Source organism: Propionivibrio sp., assembly GCF_047602565.1.
Classification (GTDB): domain Bacteria; phylum Pseudomonadota; class Gammaproteobacteria; order Burkholderiales; family Rhodocyclaceae; genus Propionivibrio.
Window position 1 is genome coordinate 3,125,924 of record NZ_JASGGX010000001.1, and the last position, 20,738, is coordinate 3,146,661.

Consider the following 20,738-nt stretch of genomic DNA (forward strand, 5'->3'; position numbering starts at 1 on the left):
AAGCACTATGGCGTTCAAGCTGAATCTGACGAAACCATTATTTTCTGGTAGCACGGGGAGCGGCGACCAGACCGTCACGGCCCAGCCCGCGCCGGAGGCGGAGGCCGGCGGCGCCAAGGGAGTCGCCGGCTTCGGCGCGAAGTACCTCGCCCAGTATCCGATCACCCGGCAGCTGCAGATCCTGGGCGCCGCGCTGCTGGCCCTGCTGCTGATCGTCGGCGTGCTGGTCTACCGCGACAACCGGGCGGCCACCTACAACGCCGCCTACATCGCCACGGCGGGCGAGCTGCGCATGCTCTCGCAGCGCCTGGCCAAGGCTTCCAACCTGGCCCTGCAGGGCGATCCGTTCGCCTTCATGCTGCTGCGCGACTCGCACAGCAAGTTCGCGTCCAACCTGGAGCGCCTGAAGACCGGCGGCGACCTGGCCGGCACCACCGTGCCGCCGTCCCCCGGCGGCGTCGCGCCGCAACTCGACAACCTCGCCGCGAACTGGGAGTCCACCGAACGGAATGCCGCGCAGCTGCTGAAGATGGAGGCCAAGATGGTCTCCTTCGGCATGCGCGCCTTCGCCATCGGCGAGAACAACACGGTGCTGCTCGATCTGGCCGAGCAGCTGTCCGCGCACAAGCTGCAGACGAACGCCGGCGTCCGTGAAGTCGCGGCGGCCAACCAGCTGGCGATGCTCACGCAGCGCATCGCGAAGAGCGTCAGCGCCCTGCGCCTGAGCGACGCCATCAGCCCGGAAATCACCTTCCAGCTCGGCAAGGACACCAACACCTTCGGCGAGTACCTGACCGCTTTCAGCAAGGGCAGCGACGCGCTGCACATCGGGGCGGCGGCGGACGCGGAAACCCGGCGCATCATCGCCGAGCTCGATACGTCGTTCAAGGACTACAAGGCGGCGATCGGCGACATTCTGAGCAACATGCAGGACATGGTGTTCGCCAAGCAGGCCGCCGCCCGCATCTTCGTGGATAACGAAAGCCTGCTCGACGCCGCCGACTCGCTGGCCGGCGCCTATCAGACCCGGACCACCGAGCAGAACATCTACGAGGGCTCGCTGGTGGTGCTGATCCTGCTGGTGCTGGCCGTGCTGGCGATGATGGCCAAGGTCTATCTCGACGACGCGCGCCGCCAGGCCGAACTGTCCGAGCAGAGCCGGCGGGAATCGGAACTGGTGAACCGCCAGAACCAGGACGCCATCCTGCGCCTGATGAACGAACTGGGCGACTTGGCCGACGGCGACCTGACCGTGACCGCGACGGTGTCCGAGGACATCACCGGCGCCATCGCCGACTCGATCAACTACACCGTCGAGGAACTGCGCGTGCTGGTCGGCCGGATCAACGACGCGGCGACGCGTGTGACGGCGGCGACCGAGATCGCGCAGCGGACCTCGGTCGAGCTGCTCGACGCGGCGCAGCGGCAATCGCGCGAAATCCAGGAGGCGGGGCACTCCGTGCTGGAAGTGGCGAGTTCGATGACCCGCGTGTCCGGCGACGCCGACCAGTCGGCGCAGGTCGCCCGGCAGTCGCTGGCCGCCGCCGGCAAGGGCGCCCAGGCCGTGCAGGACTCCATCAAGGGCATGAACGAAATCCGCGAGCAGATCCAGGAAACCTCGAAGCGGATCAAGCGGCTCGGCGAATCGTCGCAGGAGATCGGTGAAATCGTCGAACTGATTTCCGACATTACCGAGCAGACCAACGTGCTGGCGCTCAACGCCGCCATCCAGGCGGCCTCGGCCGGCGACGCGGGGCGCGGCTTCACGGTGGTGGCCGAGGAAGTGCAGCGGCTGGCCGAGCGTTCCGGCGAGGCGACCAAACAGATCGCGGCCATCGTCAAGACGATTCAGACCGACACGCAGGGCGCGGTGTCGGCCATGGAGGAATCGACGCACGGCGTGGTCGAGGGAACCAAGCTTTCCGACGCTGCCGGGCAGGCGCTGGCCGAGATCGGCGCGGTGTCCCAGAACCTGGCCGAGCTGATCGAGCGGATTTCGGACGCCACCCGGCGGCAGGCCGATGCGGCGACGGGCGTGGCGGGCAAGATGCAGGACATCCTCCGGGTCACCGAGCAGACCACGGCGGGAACGCAGAAGACGGCGTCGGCGGTCGGCGAACTGGCGGGACTGGCGACGGAACTCAAGGGCTCGGTGGCGGGCTTCAAAGTGGGCTGAACGGCGAGTCCCGTGATCGGAGAGTGTGCTTCAGATGAATGCCGCGACGGAATTTGATGTCGGCCCACTGACCTGGGTCAAGAGCGAGATCGACCTGGCCCTGGAGCGCGCGCTCCAGGCGCTCGATCAGTTCGGCGCCAGCGCCGCGTCCGGGGCGGCGGACCCGACGCAGATCAGGTTCTGCCGCACGCACCTGCACCAGGTGCAGGGCGCGTTGACCATCGTCGGGCTGGACGGCGTCACCCAGTTCGCCGAAGCCCTGGAAGGACTGCTGGAAGCGCTCGAAACGCGGACGCAGCCCGTCGGCGAAGCCTCGGTCGCGCTGGTGCGCAAAGCCCTGGAATCGATCGGCCTGTACCTCGGCGGCGTGATCAACGGGCAGCCCAACCAGCCGCTGCGGCTGTTGCCGCTCTATCGGGAAATCCAGGCCGAGCGCGGCGTGCGCCGCTACTCCGCCGCCGACCTGTTCTTCCCGGACCTGTCCGTCCGGCCGCCGCGCCAAGGAGTGACGGCACGGAAACTGGAACCCGCCGACCGCGCCCGGCTGCTGAAACAGGAACGCGGCCGCTTCCAGCGCGGGCTGCTGGCCTGGCTGCGCGCGCCGCAGGACAGGGCCGGCGTCAGGGACATGCTGGCCGCGGTGAGGCACATCGAGGAGACGCAGGAAGCGGGGTCCGCGCGCGCCTTCTGGTGGGTCGCCGAAGGGCTGCTGGCCGCGCTGACGGAAGGCGGGGTGGACGACGAGGCGGCCGCGAAGCAGCTGTGCGCCCGCATCGACCTGCAGATCCGCCGCCTGCTCGAAGGCTCGCGGAACGTCGCCGAAAGGCTGATGCGCGACGCGCTGTATCTCGTCGCCGAGGCCGCCAGCGATGATACGGCGGTCCGGCAGATCAAGCAGACGTACCGCCTGGACGCCTTCATCCCGGTCGCCGACGATGCGGTCGTCCCGGATGCGGCCCAGGCGGCGGCCGTCCGCCTGCGCGACGCGATCTCGGCGCTGGAGGAATCCTGGAACAAGTTCTGCGCCGGCGGCGCTGCGTCGCTGTCGGTATTCAAGGAAAACGCCGGCATCCTGTCCGGGCTGGTGGAGCAGACCGGGCACACCGACTATCGCCGCCTGGCGCAGGCCGTCGCCGCGGCCGCCAGCTGGCTGGCGGAAAAGCCGGCGCGCCATTCCGAAACCCTGGCCATGGAAATCGCCACGGCCATCCTGCTGCTGCAGAACGCGCAGGAGAACTATCCGCATCTGGGCGGCGACTTCGCGCACCAAGTCGATGTGACCGTCGAGCGCATCCATGCCTGCATCGCCGGGCGGCCGCCGCAGCCGGGCTCGGAGATTCCGCTGCTCGACGAGATGTCGCGCCGGGCGCAGGAAAGGCTGCTGATCGGGCAGGTCGCCAAGGAAATCCAGAGCAACCTGGTGCAGATCGAACAGGTGCTCGACGGCTTCTTCCGCGACGCGGAGAAGCGCCCGGAACTCGCCGGCCTCGAAACGCCCTTCCGCCAGATCATCGGCGCGCTGGCCATGCTCCGCCAGGACGGCGCCATGGCGGCGTTGCAGGACTGCCTCGCCACCGTCCGCCGCTTCGCGGTCCCCGACTACGTTCCCGCGGAGGGCGAATTCGAGCAGCTGGCGAGCCAGCTGTCGATGCTGGGCTTCTTCGTCGAAGCCATGCCGCGCGGGGTGGAGGATTTCGAGAGCTTCGTCCGGCAGATGCGGGCGCCGTCGCGCGCCGACGCGGAGGCCGTGGAAGAGGACGAACCCGCCGTCTCGGTCGAGCAGGAAGTCGTGCAGAGCCGGCGCGAGACCCATGCGCTGCTGGAGGCGCTCAAGGAACAGCCGGCGGACGCCGGCCTGCGCGAAGAGATCCGGCAGAACCTCGAAACGCTGAAGAGCGACGCCGACCTGGTCGCCGACGCCAAGCTGGGCGAACAGGCCAAGGCCATGCTGCACGTCCTGGCCAGCGGCGCCGACGTGGCGCCGCAGATCGAGCGGGTCATGGCGGCGCTCAAGCCCGAAAGCGCGGAGGCCGCGCCGCCCTCGCAGGAAACCCTGCAGCTTTCGCAGGCGAGCAGCGAGGAAATCGACGCGGAACTGCTGGCGATCTTCATCGAGGAAGCCAAGGAAGTACTGGAGGCGATCGACGCGAATCTCCGCCGCCTGCGCTCCGACATGCACGACGGCGGCGCCCTGACCACCATCCGGCGCTCCTTCCACACCTTGAAGGGCAGCGGCCGCATGGTCGGCCTCAAGGACCTGGGCGAAGCCGCCTGGGCCATCGAACAGACGCTGAACCTCTGGCTGCGCCTCGAACTGGCGGTCGATGCCGCCCTGACCGGCCTGCTGGGCGAAGCGTACGGCGTGTTCGCCGAGTGGGTGCGCCATCTGGAGACGCGGACCGGGCAGGCGCCCGACGCGCAAGGCCTGGTCGCGCGGGCGGACGCGCTGCGGACGGGCGCCGAGACCGGCCAGGGCGCGCCGACGGAAGCGCCCGCCACGACGGCGGAGGACGCGGCGCCGGGCGCCGGCGCCGAACCGCCGCCGGAAGAGGCCGAGCCGGGCGCGGAGCTCATCCAGATCGATTTCTCGCCGGTCAGCCCGGAGGAAACCACCGACGTGCTCGCCCTGTCGCTGGAAGGGGATGAACCGCCGGTCGCCGAACCCGCGGTCGCCGAAGTCATCCCGATGTTCCCCGGCGCCGCGGCGCGCGCCGATGCCGAACCCGAAGCGCGGCAGCAGCGCATCAGCATTTCGCCGGCGCTTTTCGCGATCTTCTCGGAAGAGGCCAGGACGTATCTGCACACCCTGCGCCGCGAGCTGCCGATCCTCGAAAAGGACGACGTGCAGCCCACGCCGCACGACATGTATCGCGCGGCGCACACGCTGGCGGGCATTTCCGCCACGGTCGGCCTGCTGCCGGTCAATCAGCTGGGCTATGCGCTGGAACACGCGCTCCAGCGCCGCGACCACGCCGAAAATCCCGGCAGCTTGCAAGCCCTCGGCGTGATCCGCCGGGCGATCGGGGAACTGGAGTCGATGTTCGCCGCGCTGACCGAACAACGCAGCATCGACGTTCCCCAGGACCTGATCGAGGAACTTGACGGCTTGTATTCGCCGAGTTCGGTGGCGGCGATTCTGCCGCGCGGCGGCGAGGGGACGGTCGAGGCCGTACCCGCCGCCGGGGCGGCACCGGCTGAAGCGGCCGCACCGGGTACGCCGGCAAGCGCGCCGGAACAGGCGCCCACCGTGCCGACAGCTCCCGCCGCGCCGGCGATCGCGCCGGTCCACGACGAAATCGACGCGCAGCTGCTGCCCATCTTCCTGGAAGAAGCCATCGACCTGGGGCAGGCCATCGCCGGCCAGCTGCGCGCCTGGCGGGCCGATCCCGCCAACGCCGAGACGGTGCGCATCCTGGCCCGGCAGCTGCATACGCTGAAAGGCAGCGCCCGCATGACGGGCGCCATGACGCTGGGCGAAATCACCCATGCGCTGGAAGCGCGCGTCGATCAGGCGGGCCGTGACGGCAACGTCTCGATGGACGTGCTCGACGGCATCGAAAGCGCGTTCGAATCGATCCGGCAGATCATCGAGCGCCTGCAGCGCGGCGAGACGCTGGATGCGGCCGGCGCCGCGGAGGCGGCGGTGGCCGCGCCGGCACAGGAAGCGCCGCCGGCGCGGGAGCCCGTGGCCGTCGAGCGCCGCACCGACCGGACGCGCCTGGCGGAAGCCGAGGCCGAAAGCGAAGCGGCACAGGCGCAGGCCACGCTGCGCGTGCGGGCCAGCGTGGTCGACCGCCTGGTCAACGAGGCCGGCGAATTGTCCATCGCCCGTTCGCGCATCGAAGGCGAAATGCGCGGCCTGAAGGACTCCCTGCTCGATCTGACGGAAAACGTCATCCGCCTGCGCCGCCAACTGCGCGAAATCGAAATCCAGGCCGAACTGCAGATGCAGTCGCGCACGGCCTCGCTGGCCGACGAGGAGCATGACGGGTTCGATCCGCTGGAATTCGACCGGTTTACCCGGTTCCAGGAGCTGACGCGGATGATGGCCGAATCGGTCAACGACGTGGCCACCGTGCAGCAGCACCTGCTCAAGAACCTGGACGACGCCAATGCCGCGATCATCGCGCAGTCCCGACTGAACCGCGAGGTGCAGCAGGAACTGATGGCGATGCGCATGATGCCGTTCAACAGTCTGGCCGACCGCCTGTACCGCGTGGTGCGGCAGGCGTCGAAGGACCTCGACAAGCGCGCCAACCTGGAGATCAAGGGCGGGCAAGTCGAACTGGACCGCAGCGTGCTCGACAAGATCGCCGCGCCGCTCGAACACATGCTGCGCAACGCCGTCGCGCACGGGCTCGAAGGGCGGGCGGAGCGCCTGGCCCGCGGCAAGCCGGAAATCGGCGAAATCGCGGTGTCGCTGCGGCAGGAAGGCAATGAAATCGTCCTGGTCCTGGCGGACGACGGGGCCGGCCTGGATCATGGGCGTATCCGCGCCCGCGCCGTGGCCGCCGGCCTGCTCGGCGCGGACGAGGCGGCCGACGAGGCGCGCCTGGCCGAATTCATCTTCGCGCCGGGCTTCTCCACCGCCGAGGAGCTTTCCCAGATCGCCGGCCGCGGCGTCGGGATGGACGTGGTCAAGACCGAGATCGCCAGCCTGGGCGGGCGCGTCGAAACCGAATCCACGCCGGGGCGGGGCGCCGAATTCCGGCTGATCCTGCCGCTCACCCTGGTGGTGACCAAGGCGTTGCTGATCCGCGCCGGCAGCCGGACGTTCGCCGTTCCCTCGTCGATGATCGAGCAGGTGCTCGACCTCAAGGAAGCGGAAATCAACCGGATTCGCGAGACGGGCAGCGCCGAATGGCAGTCCTACCGCTATCCGTTCAGCTACCTGCCGCACCTGCTGGGCGACCGCGCGGCCCTGCCCGAACAGCATCGGCAATACTGGGTCCTGCTGCTGCGCAGCGGTACCCGGCGGATCGCGGTGCAGGTTGACGAACTGCTCGGCAACCAGGAAATCGTGGTCAAGAACATCGGCCCGCAGCTGGCCCGGGTGATCGGCGTGAATGGCGCCACCGTGCTGGGCAACGGGCAGGTGGTGCTAATCCTGAATCCGGTGGCGCTGAGCACGCGCGCGCTGACGGACGTTCCCCCGCGCGCGGCCGCCGCGCCGCGCGAAGTCCGCGAAGACGTCGTGGCGTCGCCGGCCACGCTGCCCACGGTGATGGTGGTGGACGATTCGCTGACCGTGCGCAAGATCACCGGCCGCCTGCTGGCCCGCGAGGGCTACCAGGTGCTGCTGGCCAAGGACGGCGTCGAGGCGCTCGAGGAACTGCTCGACGTCGTGCCGGACGTGATGCTGGTGGACATCGAGATGCCGCGCATGGACGGCTTCGACCTGACGCGCAACGTGCGCGCCGACCCGCGCCTGAAACACGTGCCGATCATCATGATCACCTCGCGCACCGCCGAGAAGCACCGCAATTTCGCGGCGGAGATCGGGGTCAATCACTACCTCGGCAAGCCGTACCAGGAGGACGAACTCCTGCACCTGGTGGCCGGCTACATGGCTAGCCGCCGGACCGCCTGATCGCCGCGTAGCGTGCCAGCGTCCGGCGCCGGGCGGCGTCGTGGTCGACGACCGGCGCGGGCGTGTCGTGTCCGACGATCACCCCGCATGCTTCCTGCTCACCCGGCGGCATGCGCCAGGGCGCGTGGATGTAGCGGTCCGGAACGGCCGCCAGTTCGGGCAGGTGGCGGCGGATGAATTCGCCGCGCGGATCGAAGCGTGCAGACTGGGTGACCGGGTTGAAGATCCGGAAATACGGCTGTGCGTCGCAGCCGCTCGACGCGGCCCATTGCCAGCCGCCGTTGTTGGCGGACAGGTCGAAATCGAGCAGGCGCTCCGCGAAGCAGGCCTCGCCGCGCCGCCAGTCGATGCCCAGATCCTTGGTCAGAAACGACGCCGTCACCATGCGCAGCCGGTTGTGCATGTAGCCGGTGGAATTCAGCTGGCGCATGGCGGCGTCGACCAGAGGAAAGCCGGTGCGCCCGGCGCACCAGGCGGCGAACAGCCGTTCCGCGTCTTCGCCCGTCTCCCAGGCGATGCGGTCGAATTCGGGCTTGAACGCCCGGTCGGTAACATGCGGGAAGCACTCCAGGATCATGAAGTAGAAATCCCGCCAGATCAGCTCGTCGAGCCAGGCGGACGGACCCTCGCGGCCGGCCGCCGCACCGGACGAGAGGGCGGCGGCGGCGAGCTCCCGGATCGCGATCGTGCCGAAACGGAGGTGCACGGACAGGCCGGAGACGCCGGCGCGCGCCGGAAAATCGCGCTGATCGCGGTATTGCCCGATCCGCGCCAGGAAGTCGTCGAAGCGCCGCCGCGCGCCGTTCATGCCGGGAATGACGCCGTGCTCGCGCAGGCCGGCCGCCGCGAAACCGAGCTGCGCGAGCGTGGGAATCCCGCCCGGCCGGGGTGCGGCGGCGAGCTTCGCCGGATCGACGCGATAGGGAGCCAGATCGTCCTCGGTCAGCCGCTTGCGCCAAGCGTTCCGGTACGGGGTGAACACGGTGTGCGGCCGGCCGTTCGCCGTCGCCACTTCCGGAAATTCGAGCACCGCCTGGTCCTTGAAGGTTGCGAAGCCGATGCCGCCGTGCGCGAGCGCATCGGCTACCGCGGCGTCGCGCCGCCTGGCCTGCGGTTCGTAGTCGCGGTTGGCGAATACCGCCGAGACGCCGAGCTCCTGCGCCAGGCGCGGGATTTCGTCCACGGCCCGGCCGACGCGCACGATCATGCCGCCGCCCGTCGAGCGCAGGGCCGCATCCAATTCGACCAGCGACTCGCGGATGAACTCCACGCGCCGATCCCGCCGGGACGGCAGCGCGTCGAGAATCTCCCAGTCGAAGACGAAGGCGCAATGCACGCGGCCCGCACGGCGGGTCGCTTCCGCCAGGGCCGCGTGGTCGTGGTTCCGCAGATCCCTTCTGAACCAGACGAGCGTCGCATTCGGCACCGTTGTCTCTCCTTGTGTTCGGCCGCATTTTGTCGCGTCGGCCGCCGGCGATAAAATACGCCGCATCATGGCCGCGCGCATCGACCTGACCGATCATTTTCTCATCGCCATGCCGGCCATGGAGGACCCCTGCTTCGCCAAATCCCTGGTTTACATCGCCGAGCACAGTGACCAGGGGGCGCTCGGGGTGATCGTCAACCGCCCGATCGACATGACGCTGGCCGCGCTGTTCGAGCGCATCGAGCTGCCTTTTGCGGCGGCGGAGATGGCCAACCTGCCGGTCTTTTTCGGCGGGCCGGTGCAGACCGACCGGGGTTTCGTCCTGCATCGGCCGCTCGGCGCATGGCAGTTGACGCTGGCGGTGAACGCGGAGATCGGCCTGACGACCTCGCGCGACGTCCTGCAGTCGGTCGGACAGGCCGGGCATCCGGGCGACCTGGTCGTCACGCTCGGCTATTCGGGCTGGGCGAGCGGGCAACTCGAACACGAGATCAGCCAGAACGCCTGGCTGACCGTGCCGGCCGATCCGCGCATCCTGTTCGAACTGCCGTACGAGGAACGCCTGCCGTCGGCGCTGGAACTGCTGGGCATCGATCTGGCGAATCTCGCCGGGCAGGCCGGGCATGCCTGAGCCCGGCGCGCGCCGGCGGGGAACCGTGCTGGCCTTCGATTTCGGCACCAAGCGCATCGGCGTCGCGGTCGGCGAACTGGAACTGGCGCAGACGCATCCGCTGGCCACCATCCGCGACGAACGCAACGACCGGCGCTTTGCGGAAATCGCCGCGCTGATCGGCGAATGGCAACCCGTCCGCCTCGTGGTCGGCCTGCCGGTCGCGCTCGACGGCACGCCGCACGAGATGACCGCGCGCTGCACCCGCTTCGCCAACCAGTTGCGCGGCCGCTTCCGGCTGGACGTTGACTACGCCGAGGAGCGCCTCAGCTCGGCCGAAGCGGAAGAAAGGCTGCGCGAAAGTGGCTACAATGCGCGGGGCGCCCGGGACCACCTCGACACGCTGGCCGCGCAGATCATCCTGCAATCCTATTTCCAACGACTTTCCGAAAATCCTCCGGACCCTTGCCATGCCTCCTCTGCCCATCCCCCCGCTGCCTGACGCCGAGGCGCAATGCGTTGCGCTGGCCGAACTGATCCGCCCGAAACTCCAACCCGACACCGTGCTGGTCGGCATCCACAGCGGCGGCGCCTGGGTCGCCCGGCGGCTGAAGGAGCTGCTCGGCCTGCCGGGGGAGATCGGCCTGATCGACGTGTCGTTCTACCGCGACGATTTCGGCGAAAAGGGGCTGCATCCGCAGGTCAAGCCGACCTCGATTCCCTTCGAGGTGGAAGGGCGGCCGCTGATCCTGGTCGACGACGTGCTCTTCACCGGCCGGACGACCCGCGCGGCGATCAACGAACTGTTCGACTACGGCCGCCCGGCCAGCGTCCGGCTGGCGGTGCTGGCCGACCGCGGCGGCCGCGAACTGCCGATCTACGCCGAATTCTGCGCCTGGCAGGCCGAACTGGCCGATGCGCAGGAACTGGTGCTCGAACCGGACGCGGCCGGCCGCCTGCAGTGGAGGTGCGTCGATCATGCTTAATCCGCAGCTCAACGCCAACGGCGAACTGAACCACCTGCTGTCGATCGACGGCCTGCCCCGCGAGGTGCTGGCGCACATCCTGGACACCGCGTCGAGCTTCCTGGAAGTGTCCGACCGCGACGTGAAGAAGGTGCCGCTGCTGCGCGGCAAGAGCGTGTTCAACCTGTTCTTCGAGAATTCCACGCGCACGCGCACGACCTTCGAGATCGCCGCCAAGCGGCTGTCGGCCGACGTGATCAACCTCGACGTCGGACGTTCCTCGACGGCCAAGGGGGAAACGCTGCTCGACACCATCGACAACCTGGTGTCGATGCACGCCGACATGTTCGTGGTGCGCCACGCTTCCTCCGGCGCGCCCTACCTGATCGCCGAGCACCTGCGCCGCACCGGCCGCGAGGACGTGCACGTGGTCAACGCCGGCGACGGGCGCCATGCGCATCCGACGCAGGGCCTGCTCGACATGTACACCATCCGCCATTTCAAGCAGGATTTTTCCGGGCTGACGGTGGCCATCGTGGGCGACATCCTGCATTCGCGCGTGGCCCGTTCCGATATCCACGCGCTGACCACGCTGGGCGCCGGCGAAATACGCGCGGTCGGGCCGCAGACGCTGCTGCCGTCGGCGATCGCGCGGATGGGCGTGCGCGTGTGCAACGATCTGCGCGAGGGCATCCGGGGCTGCGACGTGGTGATCATGCTGCGTCTGCAGAACGAGCGCATGAGCGGCGCCCTGCTGCCTTCGGCGGGCGAATATTTCAAATGCTACGGACTGACGCCCGAGGTGCTGGCGCTGGCCAGGCCGGACGCCATCGTGATGCATCCGGGGCCGATGAATCGCGGCGTCGAGATCGATTCCGTGGTGGCGGACGGTCCGCAGGCGGTCATCCTGTCGCAGGTGACCTTCGGCATCGCCGTACGCATGGCGGTCATGAGCATTTTGGCGGGGAACTGAAGCGATGCAGGCAGAGCACATTCATATCAGGAACGGCCGGCTGATCGACCCGAAGAACGGCATCGACCGGCAGGCCGACGTATTCGTCGCGGACGGCATGGTTTGCGCAGTCGGCCGGGCGCCGGCCGGCTTCGACGCCACGCGGGTGATCGACGCGACCGACCGCATCGTCTGTCCCGGGCTGGTCGACCTGTCGGCGCGCCTGCCGGCGCTCGACTCGGAACTGGTCGCCGCGGTGGCCGGCGGGATCACCGCGCTGGCGTGTCCGCCGGATACCCGGCCGCCGCTCGACGAACCCGAGCTGGTGGAACGGCTGGTCAGGCACAGCGAATCGATCGGGCTGGCCCGCGTCTTCCCGATCGGCGCGTTGACCCAGCAGCTGGCGGGCGAGAAGCTGGCCGAGATGGCCGGCCTGTCGCGCGCGGGCTGCATCGCCTTCTCGCAGGCCACCCGGCCGGTCTTCGATACGCAGGTGCTGCTGCGCGCCATGCAGTACGCCGCCACCTTCGGCTATGCCATCCGCCTCCAGCCCCAGGACCATTACCTGGCGCGCGACGGCGTGGCGCACGACGGCGAGGTCGCCTCCCGGCTCGGTCTGGCGGGCATTCCGGTGTGCGCCGAGACGGTCGCCATCTCGACCGCCCTGCACGTGGCCGCCGAGACCGGCGTGCGCCTGCACCTGTCCAAGCTCTCGTCGGCGGCCGGCGTCGCCCTGGTCCGCGAAGCGAAGCTGCGCGGCGTGAAGGTGAGCTGCGACGTGGCGATCCACCACCTGCACCTCTCCGAGGACGACATCGGTTATTTCGACAGCCTCGCCCGCTTCGACCCGCCGCTGCGCGCCGGCTCGGACCGCGCCGCCCTGCGCGCCGCGGTGGCCGAGGGCATTGCTACGGTGTGCTCCGACCACACGCCGGTCGGCGACGACGGCAAGCAGCTGCCGTTCGGCGAAGCCCTGCCCGGCGCCGTCGGCCTGGAACTGCTGCTGCCCCTGGTCCTGCGCTGGGCGCAGGAAGACCGGGTGCCGCTGGCCACGGCGCTGGCCCGCGTGACCTGCGATCCGGCTGCCATCCTGGGCATCGAGGCCGGCTCGCTCGAAGCCGGGCGGCGCGCCGACATCTGCGTCTTCGACCCGGCCGAGCCCTGGTGCGTCCGCGCCGAAACGCTGCGCAGCCGCGAGAAGAACACGCCCTTCCTGGGCCGGGACATGACCGGGCGGGTGTGCGCCACGCTGGTCGGCGGGCGCGTGGTGTTCGCGGCGTAGCGCCGGGAAGACGGACGGGGCTTAAGGCAGCAACCGCCGTTCCGCGTCGGGCGGCAGGGCGTTGACTTCCAGGATCTTGCGCCGGGAGGTCTGTCCGGCGGCGAGGCGGACCACGGCTTTCGGCAGGCCCAGCCGGTCGGCCACGAATTCGATCAGCGCGGCGTTGGCCTTGCCGTCGACCGGCGGCGCCGCCAGCCGTATCTTCAGCGCGTCGCCGTGCGGCCCGGCCACTTCCGTCCTGCGGGCGCCGGGCTGGACGTGCAGGACGAGCGTGCCGCCCGCGGCGCGGCGATGCAGCCAGACGGCCGGGACGGCCATCGTCAGACGAAGATCAGGATGATCTGCGCCAGCAGGATGGCGATCAGCGGCGTCAGGTCGATGCCGGAAATCGGCGGCACGATCCGCCGCAGCGGCCGCAGCACCGGCGCGGTCATCTGGCCGACCAGCCGGTTCAGCGGGGCGTGCGGGTTGAACCAGGAGAGCATCGCCTGCGCGACCAGCAGCACCACGTAGAGGTAGACGCTCAGGCGCACCAGCACGAACAGCGCGCCGCTGGCGATGCGCAGCGCCGTGGCCGGGCTGGCCAGCTCATGGAGCGAGGAGAGCCCGATCACCAGCGCCATCAGCACGGCCTGCAGCAGGTAGGCGGCGAGCAGGCTGGCCGTGTCGAAGCCGCGGACCGGCGGCACGATCCTGCGCAGCGGCAGCACCATCCAGTCGGTCAGGTGCAGGACGAAGCCGCCGATCGGGTTGTCGAACGGCGCCCGGCTCACCTGCATGAAGAAGCGCATCAGCGCCAGGGTGGCGAAGAAGGTGCAGAAGGCATTGGCGATGAGCAGGATCACCTGGACGAGCGCGGCCATCGCTCAGTCCTTGCCGAGCAGTTCGCCCAACTCGGCGCCCCGCGCCCGGGCGGCCTTGACGCCGGCGACGACGGCCTCCTTCAGGCCGCGCTCGGCCATCTCACGCAGCGCCGCCTCGGTGGTGCCGCCCTTCGAGGTGACGCGTTCGCGCAGCACGCTGGCCGGCTCCTCGGACATCGACGCCAGCTTGGCGGCGCCGAGCACCGTTTCGATCGACAGCTGGCGCACCTGCTTGGGCGAGAAGCCGAGCTCGACGGCGGCCTGCTGCAGCGCCTCGATGAACAGGAAGACGTAGGCCGGGCCGCTGCCGGAAATCGCCGTCAGGGCGTCGATCTGCGTTTCCTCGTTCACCCACACCGTGCTGCCCACGGCATGCATGATGCGCTCGGCGCCGAGCCGTTCCGCCTCGGAGACGCCGGGCAGCGCGTACAGCCCGGTCACCCCGGCGCTGATCAGCGCCGGCGTGTTGGGCATGGCGCGGATCAGCCGGTCGTGGCCGCCCAGCCAGCGCGCCAGATCCGACAGCCGCAGTCCGGCGGCGACGCTGATGACCAGCTGCTGCTTGAGAAAAGGCTGCAGCGAGAGGCACGCGGCGCGCATCTGCTGCGGCTTCACCGCGAGCACCACGGCGTCGCACTGGAGCGCCTCTGTGTCGGGCGCGGCGAAGCAGCGGATGCCGAAGACGCGCTCCAGGCGGGCGCGGTGCTCCGGGCCGAGTTCGATGGCGGCAATCGTGCTGGCCGGGAAACCGTTGTTCAGCAGGCCGCCGATCAGGGCGTTGGCCATGTTGCCGCCGCCGACGAATGTAATCTTCATGATCTGTTTCTTTCACCAAAAATGGCCGTTCCCACGCGGACCAGCGTGGCGCCCTCCGCGATGGCGGCCTCGATATCGTTCGACATGCCCATGGAAAGCGTATCCAGGGCCAGCCCTTCACGAACCAGTTGCTCGAACAGCTGGCGCAGGCGGCGGAACGGCTCGCGCTGGCCGGCGAAATCGGCGGCCGGAGCGGGAATCGCCATCAGGCCGCGCAAGGCGAGCCGCGGCAACTGCGCGATGCGTTGCGCCAGCGCCGGCGCCTCCTGCGGCGCGACGCCGCTTTTCGTATCCTCGCCGCTGATGTTGACCTGCAGGCACACCTGCAGCGGCGGCAGGGTTTCCGGCCGCTGCTGCGCAAGCCTTTCCGCGATCTTCAGCCGGTCGACCGAATGCACCCAGTCGAACGTTTCGGCCACCTGCCGCGTCTTGTTGCCCTGCAGCGGACCGATGAAATGCCATTCGAGGTCCGGCCGGGCGACTTCACGAATCTTGTCGATGCCCTCCTGCACGTAGTTTTCCCCGAACGCCCGCTGCCCCGCCATGGCCGCCTCGCGCACGCTGGACGCCGGCCAGGTTTTGCTGACCGCCAGCAGGCCGACCGTTTCCGGCGCGCGGCCGCATGCCCGCGCGGCAGTCTCGATGCGCGCGTGAACGGCTTGCAGGTTGGCGGAAATTGTTGTCATAATGAATTTCGTCCGGGGGTTGGGCAGTATAGCACTCCCCCAATTACCGCCAAGAATGGGTCAAGATGGATATCACAGAACTGCTTGCCTTCAGCGTCAAGAACAAAGCCTCGGACCTGCATCTTTCCTCCGGGCTGCCGCCGATGATCCGCGTGCACGGCGACGTCCGCCGCATCAACCTGCCGGCGATGGAGCACAAGGACGTGCACGCCATGGTGTACGACATCATGAACGACGCGCAGCGCAAGAACTACGAGGAAACGCTGGAGTGCGACTTCTCGTTCGAGATTCCCAACCTGGCGCGTTTCCGGGTCAATGCCTTCGTGCAGCACCGCGGCGCCGGCGCGGTGTTCCGGACCATCCCGTCCAAGGTGCTGACGCTCGAAGACCTCAACTGCCCGAGGATCTTCAAGGAAATCGCTGAATATCCGCGCGGCATCGTGCTGGTGACCGGTCCCACCGGCTCGGGCAAGTCGACGACGCTGGCGGCGATGATCAATCACGTCAATGAAAACGAGCATGCGCACATCCTGACCGTCGAGGACCCGATCGAATTCGTGCACGAGTCGAAAAAGTGCCTGATCAACCAGCGCGAAGTCGGCCCGCATACGCTGTCCTTCGCCAACGCCCTGCGCTCGGCGCTGCGCGAGGACCCGGACGTCATCCTGGTCGGCGAAATGCGCGACCTGGAAACGATCCGCTTGGCATTGACGGCGGCGGAAACCGGCCACCTGGTGTTCGGCACCCTGCATACCTCGAGCGCGGCGAAGACCATCGACCGCGTGGTGGACGTCTTCCCCGCGGCCGAGAAGGAAATGGTCCGCTCGATGCTTTCCGAATCGCTGCGCGCGGTCATCTCGCAGACGCTGCTGAAGACCAAGGACGGCATGGGCCGGGTGGCGGCGCACGAGATCATGATCGGCACGGCCGCGATCCGCAACCTCATCCGCGAGAACAAGGTGGCGCAGATGTATTCGGTGATCCAGACCAGCGCCCAGCTCGGCATGCAGACGCTCGACCAGAGCCTGCTCGAACTCGTTCGCCGCAACATCGTCTCGGCGGCCGAAGCCCGCGTGCGGGCGGCCAACAAGGATTCCTTCCCCGGCGCCTGAGCCTTAAAAAAGGAAAATCATGGAACGCGACCAGGCTTTGAAATTCATGCACGACCTGCTGCGCCTGATGACGCAGAAGAACGGCTCCGACCTGTTCATCACCGCCAATTTCCCGCCCGCGATCAAGGTTGACGGCCGGGTGATGCCGGTGTCGAATCAGGTGCTGACCGCGCAGCACACCGCGGAACTGGCGCGTTCGATCATGAACGACCGGCAGGCGGCCGAATTCGAGGCGACCAAGGAATGCAACTTCGCCATCTCGCCGTCGGGGATCGGCCGTTTCCGGGTCAACGCGCTGATCCAGCAGGGGCGCGTGGCCGTGGTGTGCCGCACGATCAACCTGGCCATCCCCACGCTCGACGAACTCGGGCTGCCGACCGTGCTCAAGGACATCGCCATGACCAAGCGCGGCCTGGTGATCTTCGTCGGCGGCACCGGCACCGGCAAGACCACCTCGCTGGCCGCGCTGGTCGACCAGCGCAACAGGAACAGCCACGGGCACATCATCACCGTCGAGGACCCGATCGAGTTCATCCATGAGCACAAGGGCTGCATCGTCACGCAGCGCGAGATCGGCGTCGATACCGATTCGTGGGAGGCGGCGCTCAAGAACACCCTGCGGCAGGCGCCCGACGTGATCCTGATGGGCGAGATCCGCGACCGCGAAACGATGGACTACGGGATCGCCTTCGCCGAGACCGGGCACCTGTGCCTGGCCACCCTGCACGCCAACAGCACCAACCAGGCGATCGACCGGGTCATCAACTTCTTCCCGGAAGAGCGCCGCCAGCAGCTGCTGATGGACCTTTCGCTGAACCTGCGCGCGCTGGTTTCCCAGCGGCTGTTGCCCAAGAAGGACGGCAAGGGGCGCGTGGCGGCGGTCGAGATCATGCTCAATTCGCCGCTGATTTCCGACCTGATCTTCAAGGGCGAGGTGCAGGAGATCAAGGAAGTCATGAAGCGCTCGCGCGAGCTCGGTATGCAGACCTTCGACCAGGCGTTGTTCGACCTCTACGAATCCGGCCGGATCACCTACGAGGACGCCCTGCGCAACGCCGACTCGATCAACGACCTGCGCCTGCAGATCAAGCTGCACAGCAAGGAATCGAAGGACCGCGACCTGAACTCGGGCATCGGCCACCTCGAAGTCATCTGACGCCTCCCGTTCCAACGCCTGATCGCCCCGCTCGTCGGGGCGATTTTTTTTTCGTCTGGCGTTTGCCCCGAATACCCAAGGAGTTTTGTCAGATTTTATTTAACGAAATATCGTTTCGCAATTCGGAATAACGGTTGTACAATTAGTTCCTAACCATCATGGTTTAGTTCCATTAACTCATTAAGTTTTTTGCAGGTGGGTAACTTCGAGAAACAACTGAGCGGAGAGCGTATGTTCGAAGTACGTATTCACGGCCGGGGAGGCCAAGGGGTGGTGACGGCGGCGGAAATGCTGTCGATCGCCGCGTTCCAGGAAGGGCATCACGCGCAGGCCTTTCCCAGTTTCGGTTCGGAACGGACGGGGGCGCCGGTGGTGGCCTTCTGCCGCATCGCGGACCGCGAAATCCGGCTGCGCGAGCCGATCATGAGTCCGGACGCCGTGATCATCCAGGACCCGACGCTGCTGCGCCAGATCGACGTGTTCGGCGGCCTGAAGGAAAACGGGTTCATCCTGATCAACACTAAGCACTCGTTCGAGGAATTGGGCATCGCCGAATTCGTCCGCGACTGGCCGGCCGATCGCCTGTGCGCGTTGCCGGCGACCGATCTCGGCCTCAAGCACGTCGGCCGCCCGGTGCCGAACGTGCCGCTGCTGGCCGGTTTTGCCGCGCTGTCCGGCAAGCTCAGGCTGGAATCGGTGTGCAAGGCGATCGAAGCCAAGTTTTCGGGCAAGGTCGCGCAAGGCAACGTCGCCGCGGCGACGGAGGCTTTCAACCTGGTCCTGGCGCATGCCGGGAAGGCCGACAAGGAGGTCGCCCATGCTTAAGCAAATCGAAGGCTCGCACGCCGTCGCCGAGGCGGTGGCGCTCTGCCGGCCGGAAGTGATCTGCGCCTACCCGATTTCCCCGCAGACCCACATCGTCGAAGGCATCGGCGAGATGGTCAAGGCGGGCGAGGTGCAGAACTGCGAATTCATCAACGTCGAATCCGAATTCGCCGCCATGAGCGTGGCGATCGGCGCCTCGGCAGCCGGCGCGCGGACCTACACGGCGACGGCCTCCCAAGGGCTGCTGTTCATGGTCGAGGCGGTTCTACAACGCCTCCGGCCTCGGCCTGCCGATCGTGATGACCGTGGCCAATCGGGCGCTCGGCGCGCCGATCAACATCTGGAACGACCATTCCGATTCGATCTCGCAGCGCGACAGCGGCTGGATTCAGCTGTTCGCCGAGAACAACCAGGAAGCGCTCGACCTGCACATCCAGGCGTTCAAGCTGGCCGAAGAGCTGAGCCTGCCGGTGATGGTGTGCATGGACGGCTTCATCCTGACGCACGCCTACGAGCGCGTGGACATGCCGACGCAGGAGCAGGTGGACGCCTTCCTGCCGCCCTACGAGCCGCGCCAGGTGCTCGATCCGGCCGATCCGGTGTCGATCGGCGCGATGGTCGGCCCGGAGGCCTTCACCGAAGTGCGCTACCTCGAACACGAGAAGCAGATGCGCGCGCTCGGGCTGATCCCCGAGATCGCCGAACAGTTCAAGGCCGGTTTCGGCCGCGATTCCGGCGGCCTGGTGCGGGGCTATTGCCTCGAAGATGCGGAGACCGTCGTCGTGGCCATGGGCTCCGTGCTCGGCACGATCAAGGACACCGTTGACGAGATGCGCGAGCAGGGCATCAAGATCGGCGTGCTCGGCGTCATTTCCTTCCGCCCGTTCCCGCTGGAGGCGGTGCGCGCCGCGCTGCAGGGCGCCAAGCGCGTGGTCGTCCTGGAGAAGACCTTCGCGGTCGGCATCGGCGGCATCCTGGCGACCGACGTGCGCACGGCGATGGACGGCGTCGAGATCAGTGACTACACGGTGGTGGCCGGCCTCGGCGGCCGCCCGATCACCAAGCAGTCCCTGCACGCCTACTTCGCCAAGGCGGTGCGCGACGACGTGCCGGCGCTGTCCTTCCTCGACCTCGACTGGAACATCGTCAACAAGCAGTTGGAGCGCGAACGCCAGAAGCGCCGGTCCGGGCCGGTGGCCGAGAACATCCTGCGCGACGTCGGCAGCAGCCATGTCGTCCAACACAGTTGAGGAGGCGAGCATGAGTTTCCAACCCGTCAAGTTTTACCAGACCGGCACCTTCACCGTCGGCAACCGCCTGCTCACACCCGACCAGCGCAGCGTGCAGGCCAACATGGAGCGCACCAACTCCCTGAATTCGGGGCACCGCGCCTGCCAGGGCTGCGGCGAGGCGCTCGGCGCGCGTTACGCGATCGACGCGGCGATGCATGCCACCAACAAGCAACTGGTCGCGGTCAACGCCACCGGCTGCCTGGAAGTCTTCTCGACGCCGTATCCCGAGACCTCCTGGCAGATTCCCTGGATTCACTCGCTGTTCGGCAATGCCGGCGCGGTGGCCACGGGCGTTTCCGCGGCGCTGAAAGTCAAGCGCCAGAAGGGCCTGGCCGGCGACGTGCGCGTGGTGGCGCAGGGCGGCGACGGCGGCACCACCGACATCGGCTTCGGCTGTCTGTCCGGGATGTTCGAGCGCAACGACGACGTGCTCTACATCTGCTACGACAACGGCGGCTACATGAACACGGGCATCCAGCGCAGCTCGGCGACGCCGCCGGCGGCGCGCACGGCGACGACCATGCCGGTCGGCCCGGAGCCGGGTAACCCGTTCGGCCAGGGCAAGTTCGTCCCGGCCATCGCCATGGCGCACGAGATCCCCTACGTGGCGACCGCCACGGTCGCCGACCTGCGCGACCTGGAATACAAGGTGCGCAAGGCGATGACCTTCCGCGGCGCGCGCTACATCCACATCCTGGTGCCGTGCCCGCTCGGCTGGGGCACGCCGTCGCACGACACCCTGCGCATGTCGCGGCTGGCCAAGGAAACCGGGCTGTTCCCGGTGTTCGAGGCGGAAAACGGCGAGCTCACCAACTCGACCAAGATCCGCCGGCTGCTGCCGGTCGAGGAGTACCTGCGGCCGCAGAAGCGCTTCGCCCACCTGTTCGGCAGGACGCCGGCGATCGACACCATTGCCCGTCTGCAAGCGATTGCCGACAAGAATGTCCGTAAATACGATCTGCTCGTGAAGGAGGCGAACTGATGAAC

The 20,738-nt window shown here is 68.0% G+C and carries 17 protein-coding genes and 1 pseudogene; 13 read left to right on the forward strand and 5 right to left on the reverse strand.

Annotated features, from left to right (window positions below):
• Positions 1 to 7: 7 nt before the first annotated feature.
• Both QM701_RS14755 and QM701_RS14760 read left to right on the forward strand, forming a co-directional pair.
• A complete protein-coding gene (locus tag QM701_RS14755) occupies positions 8 to 2,176 on the forward strand; it encodes a methyl-accepting chemotaxis protein (protein WP_415167794.1) in 2,169 nt (722 codons plus the stop codon).
• Positions 2,177 to 2,210: 34 nt separating this feature from the next.
• Positions 2,211 to 7,766 (forward strand): Hpt domain-containing protein, encoded by a 5,556-nt coding sequence (locus tag QM701_RS14760; protein ID WP_415167795.1) that lies wholly within the window; start codon positions 2,211 to 2,213, stop codon positions 7,764 to 7,766.
• Here QM701_RS14760 and QM701_RS14765 read toward each other — a convergent pair.
• Positions 7,747 to 9,192 (reverse strand): cryptochrome/photolyase family protein, encoded by a 1,446-nt coding sequence (locus QM701_RS14765; protein WP_415167796.1) that lies wholly within the window; start codon positions 9,190 to 9,192, stop codon positions 7,747 to 7,749. The genes QM701_RS14760 and QM701_RS14765 overlap by 20 nt on opposite strands.
• 67 nt (positions 9,193 to 9,259) lie before the next feature.
• Here QM701_RS14765 and QM701_RS14770 point away from each other — a divergent pair, with 67 nt between their 5' ends.
• Genes QM701_RS14770 through QM701_RS14790 form a run of 5 tightly spaced genes read left to right on the forward strand, consistent with a single transcriptional unit; the run spans position 9,260 to position 13,001 of the window.
• Entirely contained in the window at positions 9,260 to 9,823 is a 564-nt protein-coding gene (locus QM701_RS14770) for a YqgE/AlgH family protein (RefSeq protein WP_415167797.1), read from the forward strand.
• Positions 9,816 to 10,304, forward strand: a complete 489-nt coding sequence (ruvX, locus tag QM701_RS14775; protein WP_415167798.1) for a Holliday junction resolvase RuvX — start codon at positions 9,816 to 9,818, stop codon at positions 10,302 to 10,304. The genes QM701_RS14770 and ruvX overlap by 8 nt, the downstream gene beginning before the upstream one ends.
• Positions 10,273 to 10,788 (forward strand): bifunctional pyr operon transcriptional regulator/uracil phosphoribosyltransferase PyrR, encoded by a 516-nt coding sequence (pyrR, locus tag QM701_RS14780; protein WP_415167799.1) that lies wholly within the window; start codon positions 10,273 to 10,275, stop codon positions 10,786 to 10,788. The genes ruvX and pyrR overlap by 32 nt, the downstream gene beginning before the upstream one ends.
• Positions 10,781 to 11,740 (forward strand): aspartate carbamoyltransferase catalytic subunit, encoded by a 960-nt coding sequence (locus tag QM701_RS14785; RefSeq protein ID WP_415167800.1) that lies wholly within the window; start codon positions 10,781 to 10,783, stop codon positions 11,738 to 11,740. Before pyrR ends, QM701_RS14785 begins: the two co-directional genes overlap by 8 nt.
• A 4-nt stretch (positions 11,741 to 11,744) precedes the next feature.
• A complete protein-coding gene (locus QM701_RS14790) occupies positions 11,745 to 13,001 on the forward strand; it encodes a dihydroorotase (RefSeq protein WP_415167801.1) in 1,257 nt (418 codons plus the stop codon).
• Positions 13,002 to 13,022: 21 nt separating this feature from the next.
• Here the strand turns inward: QM701_RS14790 and QM701_RS14795 are convergent, their stop codons facing one another.
• Genes QM701_RS14795 through QM701_RS14810 form a run of 4 tightly spaced genes read right to left on the reverse strand, consistent with a single transcriptional unit; the run spans position 13,023 to position 15,366 of the window.
• Positions 13,023 to 13,319 (reverse strand): DUF167 domain-containing protein, encoded by a 297-nt coding sequence (locus QM701_RS14795; RefSeq protein WP_415167802.1) that lies wholly within the window; start codon positions 13,317 to 13,319, stop codon positions 13,023 to 13,025.
• Between the two features lie 2 nt (positions 13,320 to 13,321).
• Positions 13,322 to 13,864 (reverse strand): YggT family protein, encoded by a 543-nt coding sequence (locus QM701_RS14800; protein ID WP_415167803.1) that lies wholly within the window; start codon positions 13,862 to 13,864, stop codon positions 13,322 to 13,324.
• Positions 13,865 to 13,867: 3 nt separating this feature from the next.
• Positions 13,868 to 14,680 (reverse strand): pyrroline-5-carboxylate reductase, encoded by an 813-nt coding sequence (proC, locus tag QM701_RS14805; RefSeq protein WP_415167804.1) that lies wholly within the window; start codon positions 14,678 to 14,680, stop codon positions 13,868 to 13,870.
• Positions 14,677 to 15,366 carry a YggS family pyridoxal phosphate-dependent enzyme gene (locus QM701_RS14810; protein ID WP_415167805.1) on the reverse strand — a complete coding sequence of 230 codons (690 nt, stop codon included), beginning with the start codon at positions 15,364 to 15,366 and terminating at the stop codon, positions 14,677 to 14,679. Before QM701_RS14810 ends, proC begins: the two co-directional genes overlap by 4 nt.
• 65 nt (positions 15,367 to 15,431) lie before the next feature.
• Here QM701_RS14810 and QM701_RS14815 point away from each other — a divergent pair, with 65 nt between their 5' ends.
• The 6 genes and pseudogenes from QM701_RS14815 to QM701_RS14840 all read left to right on the forward strand — a co-directional run bounded on the left by QM701_RS14815 (position 15,432) and on the right by QM701_RS14840 (position 20,733).
• Entirely contained in the window at positions 15,432 to 16,478 is a 1,047-nt protein-coding gene (locus QM701_RS14815) for a type IV pilus twitching motility protein PilT (protein WP_415167806.1), read from the forward strand.
• Positions 16,479 to 16,497: 19 nt separating this feature from the next.
• Positions 16,498 to 17,634 (forward strand): PilT/PilU family type 4a pilus ATPase, encoded by a 1,137-nt coding sequence (locus QM701_RS14820; RefSeq protein WP_415167807.1) that lies wholly within the window; start codon positions 16,498 to 16,500, stop codon positions 17,632 to 17,634.
• A gap of 231 nt (positions 17,635 to 17,865) precedes the next feature.
• Positions 17,866 to 18,459: a 2-oxoacid:acceptor oxidoreductase family protein gene (locus QM701_RS14825; protein WP_415167808.1), complete on the forward strand. Its 594-nt coding sequence runs from the start codon at positions 17,866 to 17,868 to the stop codon at positions 18,457 to 18,459.
• Positions 18,452 to 18,658: pseudogene (gene porA, locus QM701_RS14830) on the forward strand (pyruvate ferredoxin oxidoreductase); the annotation flags it as partial. The gene QM701_RS14825 and the pseudogene porA, both read left to right, overlap by 8 nt.
• A gap of 100 nt (positions 18,659 to 18,758) precedes the next feature.
• Positions 18,759 to 19,709, forward strand: coding sequence for a transketolase C-terminal domain-containing protein (locus tag QM701_RS14835; protein WP_415167809.1), 951 nt, complete (start codon positions 18,759 to 18,761; stop codon positions 19,707 to 19,709).
• A gap of 10 nt (positions 19,710 to 19,719) precedes the next feature.
• Complete coding sequence (locus QM701_RS14840; RefSeq protein WP_415167810.1) at positions 19,720 to 20,733, forward strand: thiamine pyrophosphate-dependent enzyme; 1,014 nt, start codon at positions 19,720 to 19,722, stop codon at positions 20,731 to 20,733.
• Positions 20,734 to 20,738 lie beyond the last annotated feature (5 nt).